Origin of the sequence: Marinobacter shunpengi (genome assembly GCF_045449695.1) — a bacterium.
In the GTDB taxonomy this organism is placed as follows: domain Bacteria; phylum Pseudomonadota; class Gammaproteobacteria; order Pseudomonadales; family Oleiphilaceae; genus Marinobacter.
Window position 1 is genome coordinate 577,824 of the sequence record NZ_JBJJKZ010000013.1, and the last position, 22,796, is coordinate 600,619.

Genomic DNA, 22,796 nt, shown 5'->3' on the forward strand with positions numbered 1-22,796 from the left:
CACCCTTATGAGCGGTTATTGGTCGCCGAAGTCGTAGTTCATTTCCGGAACCGGGGCCTGCAGGTAGTAGCCCTGGATATAGTTGACCCCCGCCTGCCACAGGGTGGCCAGCACCGAGGCATTTTCCACCAGCGGGATAATGGTCAGCTTGCCGTTTTTCTGGAGTGACTGGACCATCTCCTTGACCTGTGCCTTGGCTTCGTCGTTCTTCTGGATTTCCTCGGTGAAGGAACCGTCGATCTTCACGTAGTCCACGTCCACGTGCTTGAGGTTGTTGAACGGGTTCAGGGCGCAGCCGAACTGGGAGATGGCCACCTTGCAGTGCAGCTCATGCAGCGATTTGGCAAACTCTCTGGCCTGCTTCAGGTAGCTGTTGGCATCGCCCTCGCGCATCTGGAAGATCAGTGAATCCCCGGGCAGTCTGGCCGCCTTCAGGGCCACGCTGAGCCACTGGCTGAAGGTCTTGTCCTGCAGGGTTTCCGCAGTCACGTTCAGGAACAGGCGGGTATCGTGCCCGCGACTGCGGTGCTGGGAAAGCTGCTTGATGGTCTGCAGCACCACCCAGCGGTCGATGCGGATCGCCATGTCCGACGGCCCGGCGGGGGGCAGGAAATCGTAGGGGGACACTTCCTTGTCATCCTTGTCGAGCATCCGCACCAGTGCCTCGTAATGCTCCTCACCTTCACCGCGCAGGTTGATGATGGGCTGGAACAGCAGGCGGAATCGGTTTTCCTCCAGGGCCTTGGCAATGGCGTCCATGGAGTTGGCATCGTCCAGTTTCTCGTAATCCGCCGGGTTGTAGGTGACCACGCCGTTGCCGTTCTCGTGGCCCGGCTGGCTCCTGACGGCGCTATGGGCGGTATGGGCGCGGCCCAGCAGATCCGCCGCCTTGGGCGCGTTCTCGGTAATGGCGGCAACACCGATGGAGACGGTCACCTGGGCGGTGCGCCCCTGGATATCGAACAGGTGGTCATCCACGGTCTTGCGGATGGTTTCGCCCAGGTCGGCCATGGCCTGTTCTTCCAGCGGCAGCGCCAGGATACAGAAGGCCTCGTCACTGATCCGGGCCAGGGTCATGCTGTCGTTGGTCTGCCCCTCCAGCAGGGCGGCAAAGTCCCGCAGCAGCAGGTCGGTGCCGGCGATACCCAGATCGTTCTTGAGGGTGACAAAGCCGTCGATGCCGATGTAGGCCAGGGCGCCGGTCTCGTTCTTCTCGCCGGCGGTGGCAATGGCGCTGGTGAGCCGCTCCATCAGGTACTGGCGGTTGTTCAGGCCGGTCAGCAGGTCCTGGTTGCTGATCTCGCGGATCTTCTCCTGCAGCTCGGCATCGTTATGCTCGGGCTGGACCACCACCTGGATACAGGCTTCGCCGTCGTAGGTGGCGGCGGACACCGTCATGGTGATGTTGATGTCCCGCTCGTCGCTGCGCCTGGCGACACAGTTGAGCTTCATGCCGTCCTCGTGGGTTTCGGAGAAACTCTTCATGAACTTGCGCAGGTCGTCCTGGCTCTGTGGGGCCAGGGTATCCAGCAGCGGGATACACATGAGTTCGTCCAGGTCGTCGTAACCCAGGAATTCCATATACGCCTGGTTGGCGTAGATGTGCATGCCATCGTTGACGTAGGCAATGGCATCCTTGGAGCTTTCCAGTAATAGCTGGCAGCGTTGCTCGGATTCCCGCAGGTGGGACTCAAGCACACGCCGCCGGCGGCGCTCCTCCAGGTTGGTCAGCTCGCGGTTGATGACGAGCATCAGCCGCTCCACATCTTTCGCCGGCGCGGTATCCTGGGCTCCGGCTTTCATGATGCCCAGGGACCGTTCGCTGTCTTCACTCTCTGTAAGCAGGACGAAGGGGATATCCTTGTCCAGGCGGCGGATCATTGCCAGGGCGTCGTCCGGAATGAAATCCGCCTGGCAATCCCTGGCCAGGAAAAGGTCCCACTGACCGGTCCGGATGGCCTCGTCCAGGTCTTCCTCGGAGGTTACCCGGTGAGCGCGGGTGGCACGGCCGGAATTCCTCAGCAGGCTGACCAGGGATTCCGCGTCGTTCTGGGACGGATCCATGATCAGGAGATGGACGGTGCTCTTTTGCTTCTGCATGCGCTGGCGGTCTCGCTGTCTGTCGGGTGCCAACCTGGGCACGGTGTTCTTCAACGGGCCATCCATTGCCAGGGGGTGGTGCGTTCCATTTTGCACCCATTATCACGGTGTGCGGGCGGGCACATCTGTGAACCGGTAACCGTAAATGATGCAGAGGAAAAAGGCCAATAACAAGCCTGTGCGACCTGTAGCGGGAGCTGGCGCGCAGTTTTTGTGGGCTTGTTTTTCTATGTGAATCTTTTGGCTACAGGTTTGGCCACAGTGAGTCGAATTCGTCTTCACTGGTGCCGAAGGGGTTCTTCCTGCCGCCAGGCTCCGGGCCCGCGTCATCCGGCCGGCTGTACAGGCGCAGCTCGAACTGGCTGATACTGCCGGTAGCGGCGATCCTGTGGCCAAGGGTGCCCTGATCCTGAATGCCCTCATGGAGCAGGCTGATCCGGCTTCCGGTCTGGAACGGCAGGTTCGGTGTGACCAGGCTCCTGGGTTGGTGGGCGCCGGGAATCTCGGGTAACAGCAGGCCCCTGAGAAATTCGCTGCTGTTGCCGGTCTTCTGGATCAGTTGCACGCCGCAGGGGGTGGCATTGGGGCCGATCACTTCGATGCCCACGCGGGTGCCTTCGCCACGGCTTTGCCGCAGCCAACGCACGATGGCCACGCTCCAGGGGTGGTGGCGATGCTCCCGCACCCCCAGGATTTCACCGGCCTGAAGGTTGGCGGGGATGTTGGCGCTCCAGACAACGCAGTACCCGCCCGGGCTGGTGTTCACTATCCGTGTCAGGTAGGACCGTGGCAGGTTCCGGTTGGCGCTGTCGGTCGCCGGTGCGTTGACGGACTGATAGTTGATGGGCGTATCCGCCGAGGGCAATACCCGTTCGTCGGAAATGCCCGCATCGAAGGCCTCGGACCAGGCGTCCCGGCGTGAGGGCTTCATGAAGCGGTTGTCCCCTCCGGTCGCGGAGGCCGCCGAGTTACCGATCACGAACTCGTTGAACGGCGTTTCGCCGGCGATGAAATAGTGCACGGGCGTCAGTCCCGCGCAGATCTCCAGTTGGCCGTCGGAACTGAGCCGGTTGAAGTTACGCTGGGTCAACAGCGCCAGGGCCTGGCCAAGATGGGACAGCAGGGTATCGCTGACGCCGGCAATCAGGGGCAGATCGGTGGCCGTGTCGGCTTTCTTTCCGACCTTGCTCCTGGTGTCGCCGGCGGTATGTTGGTGAGCGCTGATGCGGTTGGCCAGCGCGGCCGTATCGAAACCCCACCAGGTCTTGCCGGCAGCCGCCGGGGCCAGGGAGTGGTAGCACGGAGGCGCGTCACTTTCCATGTTGACCAGGAATACCGCAGACTCCGTGAGATCCGGTGCGCACCGCACCTCTGGCGCCCAGAGTTCGAACAGCTCCGATGCCTGTTCCATCTCGTTCTGGCGCAACTGGTTGGTCCGGGCGCTTCCCAGCAGCAGGGTCTGGACATAGGCGTCGGTAATCGTGGATTCCTGGCGCCGCTGACGTTGATCGTCATTGACGGTAAGGGTCTGGAGGTCATGCTCGCAGGCAAAGCGGAACAGTCGGTGACTTTCCCGCCAGCTACCGGCCGGGTTGGCGGTGTAGAGCTGCTGGGAGCGCAGGATAGTGGCCCCCAGTTCGGTGATAGCCCGATGGCAGGCCTGGGCCAGGGGCTTTCGCTGGCGCTCGATATTGCCGCTGTCCAGCAGTTCCATGATGGTGAGCTTGTAACCCGAGGCCAGGTGGAGCTGAAGCGCCTGGGACAGGTTGGCAATCTTGCGCTGTTTCTCTGGCAGGGCGATGGCCATCCCCAGGTAATGGCGGGAGAGTTCCGCACAGACAAAGCGCAGTCGGGGGCGAATCAGTTCCAGCAGCTGGAGCCGTTGTGCCGGCGAGCAGAAAAGCTGGTTGAGCTCGATAATGCCATGGTAGAGCTGCCGCGACAGTTCTCCCAGGTTGGCCATGGGAAGGTGGTCCACCCAATAGCGGAAGGCCTTGGGGCTGGCATCACAAAACGACAGGCTCGCAATCCTGGGTTCGGGAACGGTGAGTTCGGGTTTCTGCATTCTCTTAACCAGTGTTACCTCTCGCGCAGACGGCGGATGCGTGCCTGTGCGGGCAGGTGAGTTGACCGGGCCCGCGTCGTCCTGGGGGGATTCTTCCGGAATTACAAATTGTTATAGGATACTCCGAGACTATCCTTAAAATAGCAAATACACTACAGAAAGCCAGCCCGGTAGCGGCGGCAAAAGGCTTGCACCTTCCAGAAAGCATGATCTTTGCAAGATTTTACAGTCTGCGGCCCGAAAGTGGCGAATAAACCTGTTGTTCGGGTTTTCCGGCGCTACTCCCCTCCTTCCTCCATACCAACGTCCAGCAGGGTCTTGCCGGGCCGGTCCGGGACTTCCCGCACCAGTCTCGGCACCAGGTAGCCCGGCAGCCTGGCCTGGAGCTGGCGGACCAGTTCCCGGGCCCGCTGGTCGTTGACGTCGAAGTGATGCGCTCCCGCCACCGGGTCAAAGCCGTGCAGATAATAGGGCAGTATGCCAGCGTCAAAAAGCCTTTCGCTGAGTGCCTGCAGGGTATCCGGGTCGTCGTTCACACCCTTGAGGATCACGCTCTGGTTCAGGAGTGTGGCACCTGCCTGCCTGAGTCTTGCCATGGCGCGACAGACCTGGTCATCGATCTCCCGGGGATGATTGACATGGACCACCATCACCACGCTCAGGCGGGTCGAGCCGATCCATTCCAGCAGCGCGTCGTCGACTCTCTGGGGGATGACCACGGGCAGGCGGCTGTGGATGCGCAGGCGAGTCAGCGAGGGTACCGTCGAGAGTGCCGAGGCCCATTGCGACAGCAGGTGGTCGTTCACGGCCAGGGGGTCGCCGCCGCTGAAGATCACCTCGTTGATTTCCGGGCTTGCCCGGAGGGTATCGATAACCGTTTCCCGCTGGCGAGGTGTCAGCCGGTGGTCCTCGTAGGGAAAGTGGCGGCGGAAGCAGTAGCGACAATTGATGGCGCACTGGCCGGTCACCATCAGCAGGGCGCGGCTGCGATACTTGCGGATAAGTCCCGGCGCGGCGGTGGCGTCGGCTTCCTGCAGTGGGTCGGTGACAAAGCCGGGGCGCTCCTCGCCCTCATCGGCCAGTGGCAGTACCTGGCGTAACAGGGGGTCGGCTGGATCACCGTACCGGATGCGTGCCAGCCAGGGCTCCGGAACCCTCACCGGAAACGCGGCATGGCCGATACGCGAGCCTTCCCCCAGCAGGGACGAATCCAGGCCGAGGCGTTGCAGCAGGGTGCTGGGGTCGGTGATGGACCGGGCCAGCAGGCTCTGCCAGGAGGCACCTTCGATATCGGGATCACGGGCTTCTATACGGGCGGCGGTTCGCTGTATCATAGCGGACTTTCACATTCCAACAGCGTCTTTTCAGGTGAGTGTTTCATGGCATCATATTCTACCAACGAATTCCGCGGCGGTCTTAAGGTTTTGCTTGATGGTGACCCCTGCATCATTCTCGAGAATGAATTCGTCAAGCCCGGCAAGGGGCAGGCCTTCAATCGCGTCAAGCTCCGTAACCTGATGACCAACCGCCAGTGGGAGCGTACCTTCAAGTCTGGTGAAACGCTGGAAGCCGCTGACGTCATCGACCAGGACATGGAGTACCTGTACACGGACGGTGAGTTCTGGCACTTCATGAAGACCGACGGTTCGTTCGAACAGTTCCCGGCGGACGCCAAGGCCGTGGGTGATACCGTCAAATGGCTGAAAGAGCAGGACGTCTACACGGTCACCCTGTACAACGGTGCGCCGCTGACGGTGACCCCCCCGAACTTCGTTGAGCTTGAGGTAGTGGAGACCGACCCCGGCATGAAGGGTGATACCGCCCAGGGTGGCTCCAAGCCAGCTACGCTGTCTACCGGTGCGGTGGTGAACGTACCGCTGTTTATTGCCATTGGTGAAGTGCTGAAGGTGGATACCCGTACCGGGGAATACGTCAGCCGCGTGAAGACCTGATCGGGAGCCGTTAATGGCATCCGGTCGGGAAACCTCACCGGCAGGCCCAGTCTGGCAGCCCTCTGCCGGCCGCAGGGTACTGGAAAGCCGCGCACAACAGCTAAGCTGGGTGCGCGGCTTTTTTGCGGACAGGAGGGTACTGGAAGTGGAAACGCCGGTATTGGGCCAGTGCGGTGTTACTGATGTGAACATCGACAGTGTGCCGGCCTCTCCCATGCCGGTTGCCGCCCGGTCGACCGGGACAGGGTGGCTGCAGACCTCGCCGGAATACCACATGAAACGTCTGTTGGCGGCGGGTAGTGGCAGTATCTACCAGGTCAGTCATGTGTTCCGGGACGGAGAGCGGGGGCGGCGCCACAACCCCGAGTTCTCGCTGCTGGAGTGGTACCGTCCCGGCTTTGATGATGAGGCGCTGATGTCGGAAGTGGCGGCTCTGGTGTGTGGCTGGCTGGAGCTGCCGGAGCCGGACCGGTGCTGTTACCGCCACCTGCTGCTTGATCACGCCGGCATTGATCCGTTCGAGGCCAGCCTGGCCGATCTGCGGGACGCCTGCCGTCCGCTGGTGGGGGACGACACCCTGCTGACGGATCTGGACCGGGACGGCTGCCTGGACCTGTTGATGAGCTTCCGGGTTGAACCGGCACTGGGCTTTGACCGCCCGGTCTTCGTTACCCGCTACCCGGCCAGCCAGGCGGCCCTGGCACGAATTTCCGTTGAGGACGGGCATCCGGTGGCCCATCGTTTCGAGCTGTATGTGCGGGGCGTCGAGCTGTGCAATGGCTACTGGGAACTGACGGACCCCGAGGAGCAGCGTCGCCGCTTCCGGCAGGACAATGCCCGTCGCCGCAGTCTCGGGAAGCCGGAAATGCCCGAGGACGACGCCTTCCTGGCGGCGCTGGAAGCCGGCCTTCCGGACTGCGCCGGCGTGGCCCTGGGACTGGACCGGCTGCTGATGCTGAAGTGTGGCGCCAGCGATATCAGCGAGGTGCTGGCGTTTCCCGCGGAGCGTGCGTGACCTCACCGAAGGCTTCGCCCATCCGGACCACCGACCGGGCCTTGAGTTCCTTCTGCCAGTGGCTGGCGTCCTTCGGGAACAGCAGGATAACCGTGGAGCCCAGGCGGAAGCGGCCCATTTCCTCGCCCCGGTCATAGCGGATGGCATTGGACAGGTGACGGTAGTCGGATGTGCTCACCTCGCGTCGACCGTTGGTGGGGGCGACAACCCCCGCCCAGCGGGTTTCCACGCTACCGACGATCATGGCCCCCACCATGACCATGGCCATGGGGCCGGCCTCGGTGTTGAAGGTGGCCACCACCCGCTCGTTGCGGGCGAACAGCCGGGGCACGGCGGCGGCGGTCACCGGGTTGACCGAGAACAGGCGGCCGGGAACGTAGACCATCTCCCGGAGTTGCCCCGCCAGTGGCATATGGATGCGGTGGTAGTCCTTGGGGGCCAGGTAGATAGTGGCAAACTGCCCGTCCACGAAGGGGCGCGCCCGTTCCTCATCTCCGCCGAGCAGCTCGGTCAGGTTGAACGACTGGCCCTTGGCCTGGAATACCCGGTCACGCTCAATCTGCCCGAGCTGGCTGACGGTACCGTCCACGGGGCTGGCGATAGTGCGTTCGTTCCCGGTCATGGGGCGAACGCCTGGCTTGAGCTCACGGGTGAAGAACGCATTGAAGGAGGGGTAACGGGTCGGGTCCTCCTCGGCGGCTTCGCTCATGTTTACGCCGTAGCGGCCGATAAACCAGCGTATAACCGCGTTTTTCAGTACGGCGGGCGGGCTGCTGTCGGCCAGTTTCCCTGCGATCCGGGAGATCAGGATCTGGGGCAGGACGTATTGTACTAGGACGAAAAGCCGGTCGAGCATAGGTTGGAGTCTCTGGTCACGGGGCGCGGAAGTTTAGCAAACCCGTACGGGCCGGTAGAAATGGTTTATGCTTTTCGTGGTTACAAAAAGTCATTGCTATCATGGCAGAAGACCGCATAACCTGCCGGTCACGTCGGGCGTCGGCGTCCGGCACGGTGAGATGCCGTCTCTGCCTACAAACAAATACAGGTGAAGTAGCGTTTCATGGGTCTGATACTCGGTTCGGTCATTGTCCTGGCCTGTGTGCTCACAGGTTATGTCCTTCACGGTGGCAACCTGATGGTGCTCTGGCAACCCACCGAAGTCCTGATTATCGGCGGGGCCGCCGTAGGTTCGTTCATCATTGCCAATCCCTTCCATACCATCAAGCAGGTCTTCGCCGGCAGTCTGCGCCTGATCACGGGGACGCCGTTCAACAAGGCGTTCTATATGGATCTGCTGAGCCTGATGTACGACATTTTCGACAAGTCCCGCAAACAGGGGGTGATGTCCATCGAGGAAGACGTCGACAACCCCGAGCAGAGCCAGATCTTCTCCCGCTACCCCGCGGTCATGAAGTCAAAGCACCTGACGGCGTTCATCACCGACTACCTGCGCATCATCAGTGCGGGCAACATGGCTCCCCATGAACTGGAGGGGTTGATGGACCAGGAACTGGATACCCGTCAGCATGAGCTGGAAGAACCGGCCCATGCCCTGAACAAGATCGCCGACGCCCTGCCGGGGCTGGGTATCGTGGCAGCGGTTCTGGGTATTGTGATCACCATGAATTTCATGACCGAGGGGCCGGAGAAGATCGGTCTCAGTGTGGCGGCGGCCCTGGTGGGTACCTTCCTGGGCATTTTCCTGGGCTACGGTTTTGTCGGGCCCACCTCCATCGCCCTGGAGCATCATGCCAAGTACGAGCTCAAGGCCTATGAATGCGCCAAGGCGGCCATTCTCGCGACCGTGTCGGGCCAGGCCCCGCAAATGGCAATCGAATTTGGCCGCAAGGCATTGCCCAGCGACAAGCGACCGGATTTCCAGGAACTCAACGATCACGTGCGTTCCAAGTAGCTGGCAATCAGGGCGCTCTGAACAGGTGGCGTAGTGGACAATCAGCCGATCATTGTAAAACGGGTCAAGAAGGTTGCGGCAGGCCACCATGGTGGGTCCTGGAAGGTGGCCTTTGCCGATTTCGCCACCGCCATGATGGCCTTCTTCCTCGTACTGTGGTTGACCACGCAGACTTCACCGGAACAGAAACGGGCCCTGGAAGGGTACTTCAAGGACCCGGTAGGCTACACCGAAGGCGGCAGCCGCAATCCGGTGGACCTGGGGGGCAGTGCGTCGGTCGTGGAAGCCAGTGACGCGGACCAGGCGGGCAATGAGGTGCCGGTGGATGATGAGCGCATCGAGACCATGGCCCAGCAACTGGAACAGCGACAGATGGAGGAGTTGTTCCAGGACCTCCGTGAAAGCATCGAGAACAGCGAAACCCTGAATGAATTCAAGGACCAGTTGCTGATCGATATTACCGACGAGGGGTTGCGGATCCAGATCGTCGACCGTTCCCAGCGGCCTATGTTTGACAGTGGCAGCGCCCAGCTCAAGTACTATTCCCAGGACATCCTCTTCGAACTGGCCAAACCCCTGGGTTCGGTCACCAACAAGCTTTCCATTACCGGCCACACTGACGCCACCCCCTTCAGCGGACGCCCGGGTTACACCAACTGGGAGCTGTCGGCGGACAGGGCCAATACCGCCCGCCGTGCACTGGTGACCGGTGGTGTGCGCCCGGAGCAGATTGGCCGTGTGGTGGGGCTCAGCGACTCGGTGTTGTTTGACCAGGATGATCCCACCGCACCTGTGAATCGGCGGATTTCGATTATCGTGCTGAACAAGAAGGCGGCCGGCGAAATCCAGGGGCGGGCCAGCCGTTCCGGTGAGCCGTTGATCGATCTGACCCAGCCCACCGAGGAAGAGCAGGAAGCGGCCAGGGAGCAGCTTGAAAGCGGTGACTGGGAGCAGGAAGAGGAACCGGTACAGCCCGGTGAGCTGGACTGGTAAGCGGCTATAGTTTTAGCCCCCGGGCCTGCTGTTCGGCCATATCCTGCAGTATCCGCCGAAAGCTCTGTAGCCGCTGGGGTGAGATGCGTCCCTCCGTTGCCGCTTTATCCAGGGCGCAGCCCGGCTCTCCCTGATGGCGACAGTCCCGGAACCGGCACAGGCCGGTAATTTCACGAATTTCCCGGAAACCGTATTCGATCTCCGCCGGAGTCATGTGCCAGAGACCGAACTCGCGGATGCCGGGGGAGTCGATCAGATCGCCACCGCGGTCCAGGTGGAACAGTCGTGCCGTAGTGGTGGTGTGGATGCCCTTGCCGGTGCTGTCCGACACGGCGCCGACTTTCAGCTCATGCTCTGGCACCAGGGTCTGGATCAGTGAGGACTTGCCAACCCCGGACTGGCCCACGAAGACGCTGGTGCGTCCCCGGACCAGTGAGGTGATGGTGTCATCGTGCCGGTCCGGATGGTGTGCCGAGGCGGTGACGACCTGGTAGCCGAGGTTCCGGTAGCGGTCGAGCATGGGGTCCAGCCGGTGCCGGTTGTCGTCGTTGAGCAGGTCGGACTTGTTCAGCAGGATAACGGCCGGGATATCGGTATTCTCGGCGGCCACCAGGTAGCGGTCGATCAGGTTGTCGTGGGGTTCCGGCAGCGGTGCGATCACCAGCACGATGTGGTCGATGTTGGCGGCTACCGGTTTGAGCTGACCAAAGTTGTCCGGGCGTTGCAGCAGGGTGTGCCGGTCCTGGCGGGCGACGATGACGCCGGTGTTGTCGTCCCCCCGGCACCAGACCACCCGGTCGCCGGTCACCAGGCTGTCGATGTTGGCGCGCACGAAGCAGCGGAACAGTTCCCCCCGGTGGTCGCCATCCAGGGCTTCCACGTCAAGCTGCTGGCCGTAGTGGGCAATGATCAGGCCGGACTGTTCGGAACCCAGTTCGCCGGCTTCCCGCTGGTCGTTAATGGTCTGCTCGCGTTTGCCGGCCCGGCGGGCCCGTTCTTCCTGGATCTTGCGGATGCGGTGTTGCTGCTGCTTGCTGAGGCGGCGCCTGGCCATGGGTGTCCTGATTGTTCTGGAAGTTGGGATGGTCCATCATACCTGACCCAAGGAGTCTCTGAACAACTTCCGGATCGCCTCCGGGACGTTGAGGGGCTCTCCAAAGTAATACTGTGGCGGAGGACACCATGGCTGAGGCAGACAATAATCGTCTGGTCTGGATTGATCTGGAGATGACGGGTCTGGATCCGGAGAAGGAGCGGATCATTGAGATCGCGACTATTGTGACGGATTCGGACCTGAAGGTGATCGCCGAGGGCCCGGTTCTGGCGGTCCATCAGTCCGACGAGGTGCTCGATGCCATGGATGAGTGGTGTACCACCACCCACGGCAACAGTGGTCTGACCAAGCGGGTGAAAGAGAGTCCGATTACCGAGTCCGCGGCGGAGGAGCAGACGCTGAATTTCCTCGCCCAGTACCTGGAGCCGGGTAAGTCGCCGTTGTGTGGCAACAGTATCGGCCAGGATCGGCGGTTCCTGGTGAAGTATATGCCGCGCCTGGAGGGGTTCTTCCACTACCGGAACCTGGATGTGAGTACCATCAAGGAGCTGGCCCGGCGCTGGCGGCCGGATGTGCTGACGGGCGTTCGCAAGAAGGGTACGCATCTGGCCCTGGATGATATCCGCGATTCCATTGCGGAGTTGCAGCATTATCGGGAGACGTTTTTTAAGCTCTGAGTTGGGGGGGCTTTGGTGTAGGGCGGGTGCTTGGGTTCTATCACCCGTCTTTAGGTTTGCAGTCCATGTCGTTTCAGTGCCCACTCAACATGCTCCCGCACCAACTCCGACGGGTAGTCCACCCGCGCCTTCAGTGCTTCAATGACCGGGATGGTTGACGGGGCATTACCCAGACCGACCGCGATGTTCCTCAACCAGCCTTCATAGCCAGTACGACGTATGGCCGATCCTTCCGTACGTTTCAGGAATTCCTCTTCCGTCCACAGGAACAGTTCCGCCAGGGTGGTGTTGTCCAGGTTGTTGCGGGGGCTGAAGTCGTCTTCCTGGGTGGGCTTGCTGAAGCGGTTCCAGGGGCAGGCCAGTTGGCAGTCGTCGCAGCCGAAGACGCGGTTGCCCATCAGCGGGCGCAGTTCTTCCGGGATCGAGCCCTTGAGTTCGATGGTCAGGTAGCTGATGCAGCGGCGGGCGTCCAGCACGTAAGGGCCCACGAAGGCGTTGGTGGGGCAGGTGTCCAGGCAGGCGCTGCAGGTGCCGCAGTGGTTTTTTTCGAAGGGCTCGGTGACCGGCAGGGGGGCGTTGGTGAAGATTTCCCCCAGGAAGAAGTACGAGCCGGCGGACGGGTTCAGCACCAGGGTGTTCTTGCCGATCCAGCCGAGGCCGGCGCGCTGGGCCAGGCCTTTTTCCAGTACCGGGGCGCTGTCGGTGAAGGCCCGGTAGTCGTAGCCTTCGAGTTCGTCGTCGATGGCTTTGGCGAGTCTCGTCAGGCGCTTGCGGATCAGCTTGTGGTAGTCACGGCCCAGGGCATAGCGGGTGACGTAGGCCTTTTCCGGGTCCTGCAGGACCTCTGCGGGGTTGTCCGGTGCCGTGCGGTAATCCATGCGTACGGAGATAATGCGGTGGGTGCCCGGTACCAGTGAGGTCGGGGTATAGCGTTTGTCGCCATGGTCCGCCATCCAGGTCATTTCGCCGTGCATGCCGGCATCCAGCCAGTTCTTCAGGCGCTCCGCGTGGACACCGGTCTCCGGCCGGGTGATGCCCACGTCGCTGAAGCCCAGTTCCTGCGCCCACTGGCGTATCCTGGATGGAAAATCTTTAAGTGCAGACGTCATGGATTGCGGGTACTATTGATCAAAGTATGGCCTGTACGTGAATTTTGCTATGCTTAACAGGTATCTGGCCTGGACAGTTAAACTGAATTCTTGAACGGGTATTGGTTCGGCACCTATGCTGACAGCAAACAGCTTAACAGAATCCCTCTTCACTGCGGATGGGGTGCGGTCACTGGACCGTTTCCTGATCGATGAACGCGGTGTGGAAGGCTATGGATTGATGCAGAAGGCGGCCCGCGCCACCTTTCGGCAGGTGCTGCGTCACTGGCCGTCCGCAACCCGTATTGTGGTGCTTTGCGGCGCCGGCAACAACGGCGGTGATGGTTACCTGGTGGCGTTGAATGCCCTGCGCCATGGCCTGGAGGTGACCTGTATTACCGTTGCCGATCCGCAAAAGCTGTCCGGCGATGCCCGGCGGGCCTGGCAGGATGCCGGCGAGGCCGGGGTGTCCATGGCACCGTGGTCCGATCTGGATGAGCGTGCAAGGGCGACGCTCTTCGGGGGCGATACCGTGGTGGTGGATGCCATGCTGGGAACCGGTGCCCGGGGTCAGCCCAGGGCGCCGGTGGACGAGGTGATTGCCTGGATTAACCAGGGTGCCAGTCCGGTGCTGGCGGTGGATGTGCCTTCCGGGCTGGATGCCAGCCTGGGGATGGCTGAGGGTGATGCGGTCCGGGCGGATGTGACCGCCACGTTTATTGGCCGCAAGATTGGCCTGCTCACCGGGAAGGGGCCCCATTTCGCCGGTGAGGTGGCCTACGACGCCCTGGGGGCAGAGCAGGACATTGAGGGTTGCCCGGCAGTGCCGGTTGCCACGCTGTCTACCTGGGAGTCCCGCAAAGGGCTGTTGCCGGTGCCGTCCATGGCGGCCCACAAGGGGGATTTCGGTCACGTGCTGGTGATTGCCGGTGACCGGGGCTTTGGGGGCGCCGGTCTGCTGGCGGCGGAGGCGGCTGCCCGCAGCGGGGCGGGGCTGGTGAGTCTGGCCACGCGGCCGGAGCATGTATCGCCGGCCCTGGCGCGGTGTCCGTCGTTGATGGTGCGGGGTGTCATTCATGGCAATGACCTGGAGCCGCTGCTGGAGAAGGCTGATGTGGTCGTCTGCGGCCCGGGCATCGGCCAGGCGGCCTGGGGGCAGCAGATGCTGCAGCAGGTGCTGGCATCCGGCAAACCGCGATTGCTGGATGCGGATGCGCTCAACCTGTTGTCGACCCGGGTGGCGGTCAGTAGTGATTATCAGGTGATTACACCGCATCCGGGCGAGGCGGCCAGGCTGCTTGCGTGTTCGGTGGCGGATATCGAGTCGGACCGTCTCGTAGCGGTGGAGAGGCTTCAGCAGAATTTCGGGGGTATCGCGCTGCTGAAGGGAGCTGGCACGCTGGTGGCGGCGCCGGAGCGTTTGCCCGTGGTGATTGGCGGTGCCAATCCTGGCATGGCGACCGGGGGGATGGGTGACATCCTGTCCGGTATTGCCGGTGGTTTCATGGCTCAGGCGGTAAGGGGCGGTGACTCGGATCTGACCGATGCGGTGGTGAATGCCGCCGCCCTGCACCTGGCGGCCGCCAACGTGGCCTCCCGGCAACGGGGGTATCGTTCCCTGTTGCCACAGGATGTGCTGGAGGCGATGGCGACCGTGCTGATGGCGGCGGAGTCGGGGCGAAAGGGAGCAAGCCATGTCTGAGTGGGAGGTGTGGCTGGCGGATGAGGCGGCGACTGTTAAAAACGGTAAAAATCTCGCAAATGCGGTGAAATCGGTGTCTTCCGGGCAGGGGCTTGTTATATTCCTCCATGGCACCCTGGGTGCTGGCAAGACCACCTTCAGCCGGGGCTTTATCCAGGGGCTGGGACATCAGGGGGCGGTGAAGAGTCCGACCTATACGCTGGTGGAGCCCTATGAACAGCTTGAGCCGGCCACCTGGCATTTTGATCTCTACCGGCTGGGCGACCCGGAAGAACTGGAGTTCATGGGCATTCGTGATTACCTGGCACCCGGCAATGTCTGCCTGGTGGAGTGGCCGGAGCGGGGCGCCGGTATACTGCCGGAGCCGGACCTGGACCTGACCCTGGTGCCGGATGGCGAGGGGCGGTTCCTGCGCATGGTTTCCGGTACCGACACCGGTCAGGCATTGCTGGATCGACTGCAGGAAATGGAGCGTATCTCGACGGGTAATGAGTCGAGACCGGAAGAAGAGTGAATGGAGCAGGATTGAGGGCCCGAAAATGATAACAACAGGACTAGGAGTCTGCGCGGCAGAAAGTCCCGCCGCTGCGACCGCCCCACTTTGGTCCCTTTTGAGCGCTCATTTTCGTTGCATAGAACCACTATGCGCCTCAAATGACCGTCAAAATGGCCTCAAAGTGGGACGCTCTCGCTTGGCGCGATTTCTACCGCGCAGACTCCTGATCAGGGACTTTCTACGGCTGCTGGTGGTGGCTGCCCTGCTATTGAGCCCGGTAGCCGTCAGTGCCACCGAGGTGGAGGGTGCCCGGATCTGGCCGGCGCCGGACCATACGCGGCTGGTATTCGATACCCGTTCACAGGTCAGGCACACGATCTTCTCGCTGGAGAATCCGTCGCGACTGGTGATCGACATGGAGGACACCAGCCTGGATGCGGATCTGGACCAACTGGACCTCAGCGACAGCCCGGTCAGGCGGATTCGCAGCGCGCCCAGAAACGGCAATGACCTGAGGGTGGTGTTGGATCTGGAAAAGGACATCAAACCCCGCAGTTTTCTGCTGGAGCCCAACCAGCAGTATGGTCACCGCCTGGTGGTGGACCTGATTCAGGAAGACCGGGAGTCCCTCGACAGCCTGACCAAGCCGATTGTCCGCGACCAGAGTGACAGCAAGCGGGACATCATCGTGGTGATCGATGCCGGGCATGGGGGCGAGGACCCGGGCGCCATCGGGCCGTCCGGCACCCGCGAGAAGGACGTGGTGCTGGCTATGGCCCGCCGGCTGGAGGCGCTGATTGACAGCAAGCCGGGATATGAGGCACGCCTCACCCGCACCGGCGACTATTACATTGACCTGCGCCGCCGTATCCTGCTGGCCCGCAAGCACAAGGCGGACCTGTTCGTGTCGGTTCATGCCGATGCCTTCCGCAGCCCGCAACCCAATGGGGCCTCGGTGTTCGCCCTGTCCCAGCGCGGTGCCACCAGTGAGACCGCGCGCTGGCTGGCCCGCAGCGAGAACCGGTCCGACCTGATTGGCGGTGAGGGTGGTGTTACCCTTGGTGACAAGGACGATGTCCTGGCCGGCGTGCTGCTGGACCTGTCCATGACCGCCAGCATCAATGCCAGCGTGGGCGTGGGCGGCTATATCCTGGAAGAGCTTGGCGGGGTCACCCGGCTGCACAAGCCCGGCGTTGAACAGGCGGCGTTCGTGGTGCTGAAATCACCGGATATTCCCTCAATCCTGGTGGAGGCCGGTTTTATCTCCAATCCCCGCGAGGAGCGGAACCTGACCAGTTCCGCCCACCAGGAGAAGATCGCCCAGGCGGTATTCGAGGGCATCAATGCCTACTTCAACAATGTGCCGCCTCCCGGCACGCTCCTGGCCTGGCAGAATCGTCAGGAAGGTGGCGGCGCAGTGACCGAATACCGGGTCCAGCGTGGTGATACCCTGTCCGCCGTGGCCCGCCGCAACCAAGTCACCGTGGAAGCCCTGAAACGGGTGAACGGGCTCACGGACGACGTGGTCATGGTCGGCCAGACCCTGCAGATTCCCAGCTCCTGAAGACCGCGCCGGCCATTGGTGTCCGAAACCAATGGCCGGCAGCTTTCACCATATCGAATCTGTTATCATCCGGGGCAATCATTCATTGACCTCTGGAGACAGATACCTCCATGCCTTCCATCAAGCTGCTGTCCCCCCGACTGGCGAACCAGATTGCCGCCGGGGAGGTGGTTGAACGGCCAGCCTCGGTCCTCAAGGAACTGGTGGAGAATGCCCTGGATGCCGGTGCCCGGCGTGTGGATGTCGAAGTGGAGCAGGGCGGTGCACGCCTGATCCGGGTGCGGGACGACGGGGTGGGTATCCCTGAAGCGGAGCTGCCCCTGGCCCTGAGCCGTCACGCCACCAGCAAGATCGCCACACTGGACGACCTGGAGGCAGTGGGATCGCTGGGTTTCCGGGGTGAGGCCCTGGCCAGTATCAGCTCGGTTTCCCGTCTGACCCTGACCTCCCGTACCCAGGAGCAGGAGGCCGCCAGCCGGGTGGAAGTGGAAGGTCGGGACATGGACGCCAGGGTGTCTCCCGCTGCCCATCCGGTGGGCACCACCGTGGAAGTGCGCGACCTGTTCTTCAATACCCCGGCCCGGCGCAAGTTCCTGCGCACCGAGAAAACCGAATTCGGCCATGTGGAGGAAGTGTTGCGCCGTCAGGCACTGGGCCGGTTTGATACCGGCTTCACCCTGCGCCATAACCAGAAGGTGGTGCACAGCCTGCGGCCGGCGGAAACGGAGCTGGACCATGAGCGCCGCATTGGTGCCCTGTGCGGACAGAAGTTCATCGACAATGCGGTGGTTATCGACACCGAGGCCACCGGCCTTCGCCTGCGGGGTTGGGTGGCGCTGCCCACCTTCTCCCGCAGCCAGGCGGACCTGCAGTATTTCTTCGTCAACGGCCGGGTGATCCGCGACCGACTGGTGGCCCACGCGGTCCGTCAGGCCTATCGGGACGTGCTCTACAACAACCGGCATCCGGCGTTCGTGCTCTACCTGGAACTGGACCCGGCCAATGTCGACGTCAACGTCCACCCCACCAAGCATGAAGTCCGCTTCCGGGATGGTCGGCTGGTGCACGACTTTATCTTCCGCACCCTGCACCGGGCGCTGGCGGATGTGCGCCCGGACGACCATTTCCGGGGTGCCGTGGCCCAGTCGCTGGGCCGGGACGGCGGTGCGCCTATGCCCGAGCCGGCGGCCATGCCCGGTGCCCAGCCGGCGGGAGACATGGCCGGTGGCGGGGTGCCCGTTGGTGGCAGTGGCAATTACCAGGGCAGTGGCCACGGTCAGCAGTCGCCCTGGGCAGCCCAGGATCAGATGGCCTTCTACCGCTCCCTCAGTGAAGGTGGCGGTCCCGCCCCGCAGCAAGGGCCCGTGGCGACGGCGGAACCGCGTGCCTACCCCGAGACCCGGCCCACGCCGGCCATGGGGGCATCCGTGGCAGTGGAGGGTGAGAATGGCGAACCTCCCCTGGGGTATGCCATTGCCCAGCTCCATGGCATCTACATCCTGGCCCAGAGTTGCCAGGGCATGATTATCGTGGACATGCACGCCGCCCACGAGCGCATTACCTACGAACGCATGAAGCGGGCCCTGGATGCCCAGGACCTGACCAGCCAACCGTTGCTGGTGCCGGTATCGGTGGCGGTGAGTCAGAAGGAGGCCGGGCTGGCGGAGGATCACGCCGAAGAACTGGCCACCCTGGGGCTGGTGGTGGAGCGGATCGGGCCGGAAACCCTGGCGGTGCGGCAATTGCCGGCCCTGCTGCGGGGCGCGGACGCCGAGCAGTTGCTGCGGGACGTACTGGCGGACCTGATCGCCAATGGCAGCAGCGACCGGGTCGAGGCCCAGACCCATGAACTGCTCGGCACCATGGCCTGCCATGGTTCCGTCCGTGCCAATCGCCAGTTGACCATCCCGGAGATGAACGCCCTGTTGCGGGATATGGAAGCCACCGAGCGCAGCGGCCAGTGCAACCATGGTCGTCCCACCTGGACCCTGGTAACCCTGCCGGAACTGGACAAGCTGTTCCTGCGGGGGCGCTGATGAGTGGGGCAGAGGGGCGTCCGCCCCTGGCAATCTTCGTCATGGGGCCGACGGCCTCCGGCAAGACCGATCTGGCCATTGAGCTTTGCCAGCACCTGCCCTGCGATATCATCAGCGTGGACTCGGCGATGATTTACCGGGGCATGGACATTGGCACCGCCAAGCCCTCGGCAGAGGAGCTGGCCCGGGCACCGCATCGGCTGATCGATATCTGCGATCCTTCGGAGGCCTATTCAGCAGCGGATTTCCGCCGTGATGCCCTGCGGGAGATGGCGGAGATCACTGCCGCCGGCCGGATTCCACTGCTGGTGGGCGGTACCATGATGTACTACAAGGCGCTGCTCCAGGGGATGGGTGATTTGCCCCCGGCGGACCCGACCGTGCGCCGCCGGCTGGAAGCTGAAGCTGCAGACCAGGGGTGGGGCGAGCTGCACCGGCGTCTGGGCTCGGTGGACCCGGTGGCCGCCGGGCTGATCCATACCAACAATCGCCAGCGCCTGCTGCGGGCCCTGGAAGTGTTCGAGATCAGCGGTCGCCCGATTTCCTCCTTCTGGCAGGACGCGGAAAATATTGAGGATTACCCGTATACGACCAAATGGCAGGCAGACGCCGACCATCAGCTACCGTATACTGTGGTCCAGTTCGCACTGTCGCCAGCGCAGCGTCACCAGCTCCATGAGCGCATACGTGTCCGCTTCCTGGCCATGCTGGAACAGGGCTTTGTGGATGAAGTGAGAGGCCTGATGGCCCGGGGCGATCTGTCTCCCGACCTGCCTTCCATGCGTTGCGTAGGCTATCGTCAGGCCTGGTCCTGGCTGGCGGGTGAAGGGGACTATGCCGATATGGTCGACAGGGGCATTGCCGCCACCCGCCAGTTGGCCAAGCGGCAGCTCACATGGCTACGAAAATGGCGGAATGTGACCTGGCTCGAAACCGGTGCCGGGCAAAATACCGCCATTGCCTTGAAAAAACTTGAATCTCACTCCACATTGAATTCGGGACGCTGAGGATCCAGGCAAGGCTGTTCCGGAGGTTCACCGGGAACTCCGCTGGAGGGATCCGGTCTCGATTGGTCGCTGGGCTGGTATTGATTAATGCTGGTGCAATTTGCGGCTACTAAACAATGACGATCTGCATTATCCGAAAAAAACAGGAGAAATAACATGTCAAAAGGGCACTCTCTACAAGACCCTTACCTCAACCAGCTGCGCAAGGAGCGTATCCCGGTATCCATCTTCCTGGTAAATGGTATCAAGCTGCAGGGCCAGGTGGAGTCGTTTGACCAGTTCGTGATCCTGCTGAAGAACACGGTCAGCCAGATGGTGTACAAGCATGCCATCTCAACTGTTGTGCCGGCCAGGAACGTTCGCGTTCCCCAGCAGAACCCGGCCGGAGAAAACGAATCGGAAGAGTGACAGGCCCTCGGGGGTTGTCGGCAAACCCGCACAGGCTGGCCAGGGAACTGGTCCGGACTGTGCGGGTTTTTGCATTGCAATGACTGGAGAAAGACTGATTGTTTGAACGTCCCGATGTGGGTGAACGAGCCGTGCTCGTTCACATAGAGTTCAGCTCCCACGGCAGTGATGCGGAAGACCTTGGGGAATTCCGCGAGCTGGTGACATCCGCCGGTGTGGAAGCGGTGGCGGAGATTACCGGTTCCCGCAACCAGCCCAGCCCCCGCCTGTTCGTAGGGGAAGGCAAGCTGGAGGAAATCCGAGATCTGGCGAAAGCCAGCGAGGCCGATGTGGTACTGTTCAACCATGCCCTCAGCCCGAGCCAGGAGCGGAACATTGAACGGGAACTGAAATGTCGGGTTCTCGACCGCACCGGGGTGATCCTCGATATCTTTGCCCAGCGGGCCCGCACCCATGAGGGCAAGCTGCAGGTGGAACTGGCGCAGCTTGAGCACATGGCCACCCGACTGGTGCGGGGCTGGACCCACCTGGAGCGCCAGAAAGGCGGTATCGGCCTGCGGGGGCCGGGTGAAACCCAGTTGGAAACGGACCGTCGCCTGCTGCGGGAGCGGATCAAGGCCATCCACAGGCGCCTCGAAAAGGTCCGCCGCCAGCGAGACCAGGGTCGCCGGGCCCGCAAGCGTGCCGATATTCCCACCGTATCCCTGGTGGGGTACACCAACGCCGGCAAATCCACTCTGTTCAACCGGATTACCGAATCCGGGGTCTATGCGGCGGACCAGTTGTTTGCCACCCTGGACCCCACCCTGAGGCGGCTGGAACTTCCTGACATTGGCCCGGTCGTTCTTGCGGACACCGTTGGATTCATCCGGCACCTGCCGCACAAGCTGGTGGAAGCCTTCCGGGCGACCCTGGAGGAAACCACCCAGGCCTCCCTGCTGCTGCATGTGGTGGACTGCCATGACGACCGTCGCGACGAGAACATGGAGCAGGTGGATTCCGTACTCCATGAGATCGGGGCGGACGAAGTGCCCGTATTGCAGGTGTTCAACAAGATTGACCTGCTGGAGGATTTCCGGCCCCGGGTGGAGCGTAACGAGGATGGCGACCCGGTACGGGTCTGGGTGTCGGCCCATTCCGGCGATGGCCTCGAGTTGCTGTACGATGCCGTAGTCGAGCGCCTGGCGGAAGACCTGCTTCACCAGTCCGTGGTGCTGGGGCCCGCCGACGGTAAGTTGCGGGCTCTGCTGCATGAAGCCGGTTCGGTGATTCATGAGGCATACCGGGACAACGGCGACGTGGTGCTGGAGGTTCGCCTGCAGAGCCGGGACTGGTTCCAGTTACTCAGCCGGGCCGGTCTGGCCGAAGAGCGGGTCAGGGTAGAGGCCCCCTGAGTCATGGCGCGGGTTTTCACCGTCCCGCCGGCCAAGGCTATTGCCGGGGCACGTATAAATCCCTAGTATTTGCAGCCATTCCCAAAGCTTTAAACGCATAGACGGAGAGAACTATGGCCTGGAATGAACCGGGTGGAAATCGCAACGACAATGACCCCTGGGGTACCGGAGGCGGTCGTGGCGGCAATGATCAGGGGCCCCCGGACCTGGATGAGGCCCTGAAGAAGGGGCTGGACAAGCTCAACCGCATGCTCGGAGGCAAGGGCGGCAATCGCTCGGGCGGTTCCGGTGGTTCCGGCGGCAAGGGCGGTGGTGCTGCCGGACTGGGTGCCGTGTTCGCCCTGGGGGCCATCATCGTGGTGGGCTATGTGGTCTTCCAGTCCTTCTACACGGTTGACGAGCAGGAGCGGGCCGTGGTTCTCCGCTTCGGTGAATACCATCGTACCGAGAATCCGGGCCTGCGCTTCAAGATGCCGCTGATCGAGTCGGCCACCAAGGTTCGTGTCACCAACGTACGGAACGCTGAATCCCAGGGTCAGATGCTGACCCAGGACGAGAACATCGTTACCGTGGACCTCCAGGTGCAGTACCGGGTGTCCGACGCCAAGGCTTATGTGCTGAATGTGCGGGATTCCAACCAGGCCCTGGCCTTTGCCACCGACAGCGCCCTGCGTCACGAGGTGGGTAGTTCCGGTCTGGATGATGTCTTGACCGAGGGGCGTGCCGAGCTGGCCATCAATGTGGAGCAGCGGCTGCAACGCTTCCTGGTCGATTACGGCACCGGCCTGGAAATCGTCCAGGTCAATGTGGAAAGCACCCAGCCACCGCCCGCGGTGCAGGACGCCTTCCGCGAGGTCCAGCGGGCCCGGGAAGACGAGCAACGTTTCAAGGAAGAGGCGGAAACCTACCGTAACCGGGTGGTCCCGGAAGCCCGGGGTCGCGCCCAGCGCCTGGTGGAAGAAGCCAGGGCGTACCGTGATGAAGTCGTCGAACGGGCCCGTGGTGAAACCGCCCGCTTCACCGAACTGCTGTCGGTCTATCAGGACGCGCCGGTGGTCACCCGTGAGCGCATGTACCTGCAGGCCCTGGAGAATGTCTATTCCAACACCACCAAGGTGCTTGTGGACACTGCCAGTACCGGCAACATGATGTACCTGCCCCTGGATCGCATGTTCAGTGGCCGTGGCGCCAGTGCCGGTACAACAGGCGGTTCGGACACACAGGACAGCAGCCAGCGACAGGATGAGCAGGGTATTCAGGCGCTGACCGACCGTGTCATCGAGGAGCTGCGCAACCGTCAGGAACTGAGTAACAGCCGGAGGAGTCGATAATC

19 protein-coding genes are annotated in these 22,796 nt (G+C 62.5%); 13 read left to right on the forward strand and 6 right to left on the reverse strand.

The annotated features are described in order from the left end of the window. Window positions 1-15 precede the first annotated feature (15 nt). The 3 genes from ACJO2E_RS11930 to epmB form a co-directional block, all read right to left on the reverse strand. Window positions 16-2,100: an EAL domain-containing response regulator gene (locus ACJO2E_RS11930; RefSeq protein WP_406964096.1), complete on the reverse strand. Its 2,085-nt coding sequence runs from the start codon at window positions 2,098-2,100 to the stop codon at window positions 16-18. Window positions 2,101-2,344: 244 nt separating this feature from the next. After that, window positions 2,345-4,165 carry a cyclic-di-GMP receptor FimW-related protein gene (locus tag ACJO2E_RS11935; protein ID WP_406964097.1) on the reverse strand — a complete coding sequence of 607 codons (1,821 nt, stop codon included), beginning with the start codon at window positions 4,163-4,165 and terminating at the stop codon, window positions 2,345-2,347. Window positions 4,166-4,443: 278 nt separating this feature from the next. After that, window positions 4,444-5,499 carry an EF-P beta-lysylation protein EpmB gene (epmB, locus tag ACJO2E_RS11940; RefSeq protein WP_406964098.1) on the reverse strand — a complete coding sequence of 352 codons (1,056 nt, stop codon included), beginning with the start codon at window positions 5,497-5,499 and terminating at the stop codon, window positions 4,444-4,446. A 45-nt stretch (window positions 5,500-5,544) separates the two neighbouring features. Here epmB and efp point away from each other — a divergent pair, with 45 nt between their 5' ends. Both efp and epmA read left to right on the forward strand, forming a co-directional pair. Continuing rightward, on the forward strand, window positions 5,545-6,117 hold the full coding sequence (gene efp / locus ACJO2E_RS11945; RefSeq protein ID WP_406964099.1) for an elongation factor P: 573 nt from the start codon (window positions 5,545-5,547) through the stop codon (window positions 6,115-6,117). A 13-nt stretch (window positions 6,118-6,130) separates the two neighbouring features. Then, window positions 6,131-7,132: an EF-P lysine aminoacylase EpmA gene (epmA, locus tag ACJO2E_RS11950; RefSeq protein ID WP_406964100.1), complete on the forward strand. Its 1,002-nt coding sequence runs from the start codon at window positions 6,131-6,133 to the stop codon at window positions 7,130-7,132. Here epmA and asd read toward each other — a convergent pair. Continuing rightward, window positions 7,095-7,988: an archaetidylserine decarboxylase gene (gene asd, locus ACJO2E_RS11955; RefSeq protein ID WP_406964101.1), complete on the reverse strand. Its 894-nt coding sequence runs from the start codon at window positions 7,986-7,988 to the stop codon at window positions 7,095-7,097. The genes epmA and asd overlap by 38 nt on opposite strands. A gap of 204 nt (window positions 7,989-8,192) precedes the next feature. Here asd and motA point away from each other — a divergent pair, with 204 nt between their 5' ends. After that, window positions 8,193-9,044, forward strand: a complete 852-nt coding sequence (gene motA / locus ACJO2E_RS11960; protein ID WP_406964102.1) for a flagellar motor stator protein MotA — start codon at window positions 8,193-8,195, stop codon at window positions 9,042-9,044. Window positions 9,045-9,077: 33 nt separating this feature from the next. After that, window positions 9,078-10,037 (forward strand): flagellar motor protein MotB, encoded by a 960-nt coding sequence (motB, locus tag ACJO2E_RS11965; RefSeq protein WP_406964103.1) that lies wholly within the window; start codon window positions 9,078-9,080, stop codon window positions 10,035-10,037. Window positions 10,038-10,041: 4 nt separating this feature from the next. On the opposite strand, the gene rsgA is transcribed toward motB, so the two are convergent. Next, window positions 10,042-11,091: a small ribosomal subunit biogenesis GTPase RsgA gene (rsgA, locus tag ACJO2E_RS11970; protein ID WP_406964104.1), complete on the reverse strand. Its 1,050-nt coding sequence runs from the start codon at window positions 11,089-11,091 to the stop codon at window positions 10,042-10,044. A 128-nt stretch (window positions 11,092-11,219) separates the two neighbouring features. On the opposite strand from rsgA, the gene orn reads away from it, so the two are divergent. Further along, the gene (gene orn, locus ACJO2E_RS11975; protein WP_406964105.1) at window positions 11,220-11,768 is read left to right on the forward strand and encodes an oligoribonuclease; all 549 of its coding nucleotides are present in this window, start codon (window positions 11,220-11,222) and stop codon (window positions 11,766-11,768) included. A gap of 50 nt (window positions 11,769-11,818) precedes the next feature. On the opposite strand, the gene queG is transcribed toward orn, so the two are convergent. Then, a complete protein-coding gene (gene queG / locus ACJO2E_RS11980; protein ID WP_406964106.1) occupies window positions 11,819-12,877 on the reverse strand; it encodes a tRNA epoxyqueuosine(34) reductase QueG in 1,059 nt (352 codons plus the stop codon). A gap of 115 nt (window positions 12,878-12,992) precedes the next feature. On the opposite strand from queG, the gene ACJO2E_RS11985 reads away from it, so the two are divergent. The 8 genes from ACJO2E_RS11985 (at window position 12,993) to hflK (ending at window position 22,794) form a co-directional block, all read left to right on the forward strand. After that, window positions 12,993-14,558, forward strand: a complete 1,566-nt coding sequence (locus tag ACJO2E_RS11985) for an NAD(P)H-hydrate dehydratase (protein WP_406964107.1) — start codon at window positions 12,993-12,995, stop codon at window positions 14,556-14,558. Next, a complete protein-coding gene (gene tsaE / locus ACJO2E_RS11990; protein ID WP_406964108.1) occupies window positions 14,551-15,072 on the forward strand; it encodes a tRNA (adenosine(37)-N6)-threonylcarbamoyltransferase complex ATPase subunit type 1 TsaE in 522 nt (173 codons plus the stop codon). Before ACJO2E_RS11985 ends, tsaE begins: the two co-directional genes overlap by 8 nt. A gap of 205 nt (window positions 15,073-15,277) precedes the next feature. Next, a complete protein-coding gene (locus ACJO2E_RS11995; protein ID WP_406964141.1) occupies window positions 15,278-16,618 on the forward strand; it encodes an N-acetylmuramoyl-L-alanine amidase in 1,341 nt (446 codons plus the stop codon). A gap of 110 nt (window positions 16,619-16,728) precedes the next feature. After that, window positions 16,729-18,654, forward strand: a complete 1,926-nt coding sequence (gene mutL, locus ACJO2E_RS12000; RefSeq protein ID WP_406964109.1) for a DNA mismatch repair endonuclease MutL — start codon at window positions 16,729-16,731, stop codon at window positions 18,652-18,654. Further along, window positions 18,654-19,661, forward strand: coding sequence for a tRNA (adenosine(37)-N6)-dimethylallyltransferase MiaA (gene miaA / locus ACJO2E_RS12005; RefSeq protein WP_406964110.1), 1,008 nt, complete (start codon window positions 18,654-18,656; stop codon window positions 19,659-19,661). The genes mutL and miaA overlap by 1 nt, the downstream gene beginning before the upstream one ends. Before the next feature lie 156 nt (window positions 19,662-19,817). Beyond that, window positions 19,818-20,069, forward strand: coding sequence for an RNA chaperone Hfq (gene hfq / locus ACJO2E_RS12010; protein ID WP_406964111.1), 252 nt, complete (start codon window positions 19,818-19,820; stop codon window positions 20,067-20,069). Window positions 20,070-20,167: 98 nt separating this feature from the next. Next, window positions 20,168-21,463, forward strand: a complete 1,296-nt coding sequence (gene hflX, locus ACJO2E_RS12015; protein WP_406964112.1) for a ribosome rescue GTPase HflX — start codon at window positions 20,168-20,170, stop codon at window positions 21,461-21,463. A gap of 113 nt (window positions 21,464-21,576) precedes the next feature. Then, complete coding sequence (gene hflK, locus ACJO2E_RS12020; RefSeq protein WP_406964113.1) at window positions 21,577-22,794, forward strand: FtsH protease activity modulator HflK; 1,218 nt, start codon at window positions 21,577-21,579, stop codon at window positions 22,792-22,794. The last annotated feature ends 2 nt before the right edge of the window (window positions 22,795-22,796 follow it).

Coding starts and splice junctions, on each gene's coding strand:
- hflK (WP_406964113.1), top strand. CDS start 21,577: ATGGCCTGGAATGAACCGGGTGGAAATCGCAACGACAATGACCCCTGG.
- efp (WP_406964099.1), top strand. CDS start 5,545: ATGGCATCATATTCTACCAACGAATTCCGCGGCGGTCTTAAGGTTTTG.
- miaA (WP_406964110.1), top strand. CDS start 18,654: ATGAGTGGGGCAGAGGGGCGTCCGCCCCTGGCAATCTTCGTCATGGGG.
- asd (WP_406964101.1), bottom strand. CDS start 7,988: ATGCTCGACCGGCTTTTCGTCCTAGTACAATACGTCCTGCCCCAGATC.
- motA (WP_406964102.1), top strand. CDS start 8,193: ATGGGTCTGATACTCGGTTCGGTCATTGTCCTGGCCTGTGTGCTCACA.
- ACJO2E_RS11930 (WP_406964096.1), bottom strand. CDS start 2,100: ATGCAGAAGCAAAAGAGCACCGTCCATCTCCTGATCATGGATCCGTCC.
- hfq (WP_406964111.1), top strand. CDS start 19,818: ATGTCAAAAGGGCACTCTCTACAAGACCCTTACCTCAACCAGCTGCGC.
- ACJO2E_RS11935 (WP_406964097.1), bottom strand. CDS start 4,165: ATGCAGAAACCCGAACTCACCGTTCCCGAACCCAGGATTGCGAGCCTG.
- rsgA (WP_406964104.1), bottom strand. CDS start 11,091: ATGGCCAGGCGCCGCCTCAGCAAGCAGCAGCAACACCGCATCCGCAAG.
- ACJO2E_RS11985 (WP_406964107.1), top strand. CDS start 12,993: ATGCTGACAGCAAACAGCTTAACAGAATCCCTCTTCACTGCGGATGGG.
- tsaE (WP_406964108.1), top strand. CDS start 14,551: ATGTCTGAGTGGGAGGTGTGGCTGGCGGATGAGGCGGCGACTGTTAAA.
- epmA (WP_406964100.1), top strand. CDS start 6,131: ATGGCATCCGGTCGGGAAACCTCACCGGCAGGCCCAGTCTGGCAGCCC.
- queG (WP_406964106.1), bottom strand. CDS start 12,877: ATGACGTCTGCACTTAAAGATTTTCCATCCAGGATACGCCAGTGGGCG.
- orn (WP_406964105.1), top strand. CDS start 11,220: ATGGCTGAGGCAGACAATAATCGTCTGGTCTGGATTGATCTGGAGATG.
- mutL (WP_406964109.1), top strand. CDS start 16,729: ATGCCTTCCATCAAGCTGCTGTCCCCCCGACTGGCGAACCAGATTGCC.
- epmB (WP_406964098.1), bottom strand. CDS start 5,499: ATGATACAGCGAACCGCCGCCCGTATAGAAGCCCGTGATCCCGATATC.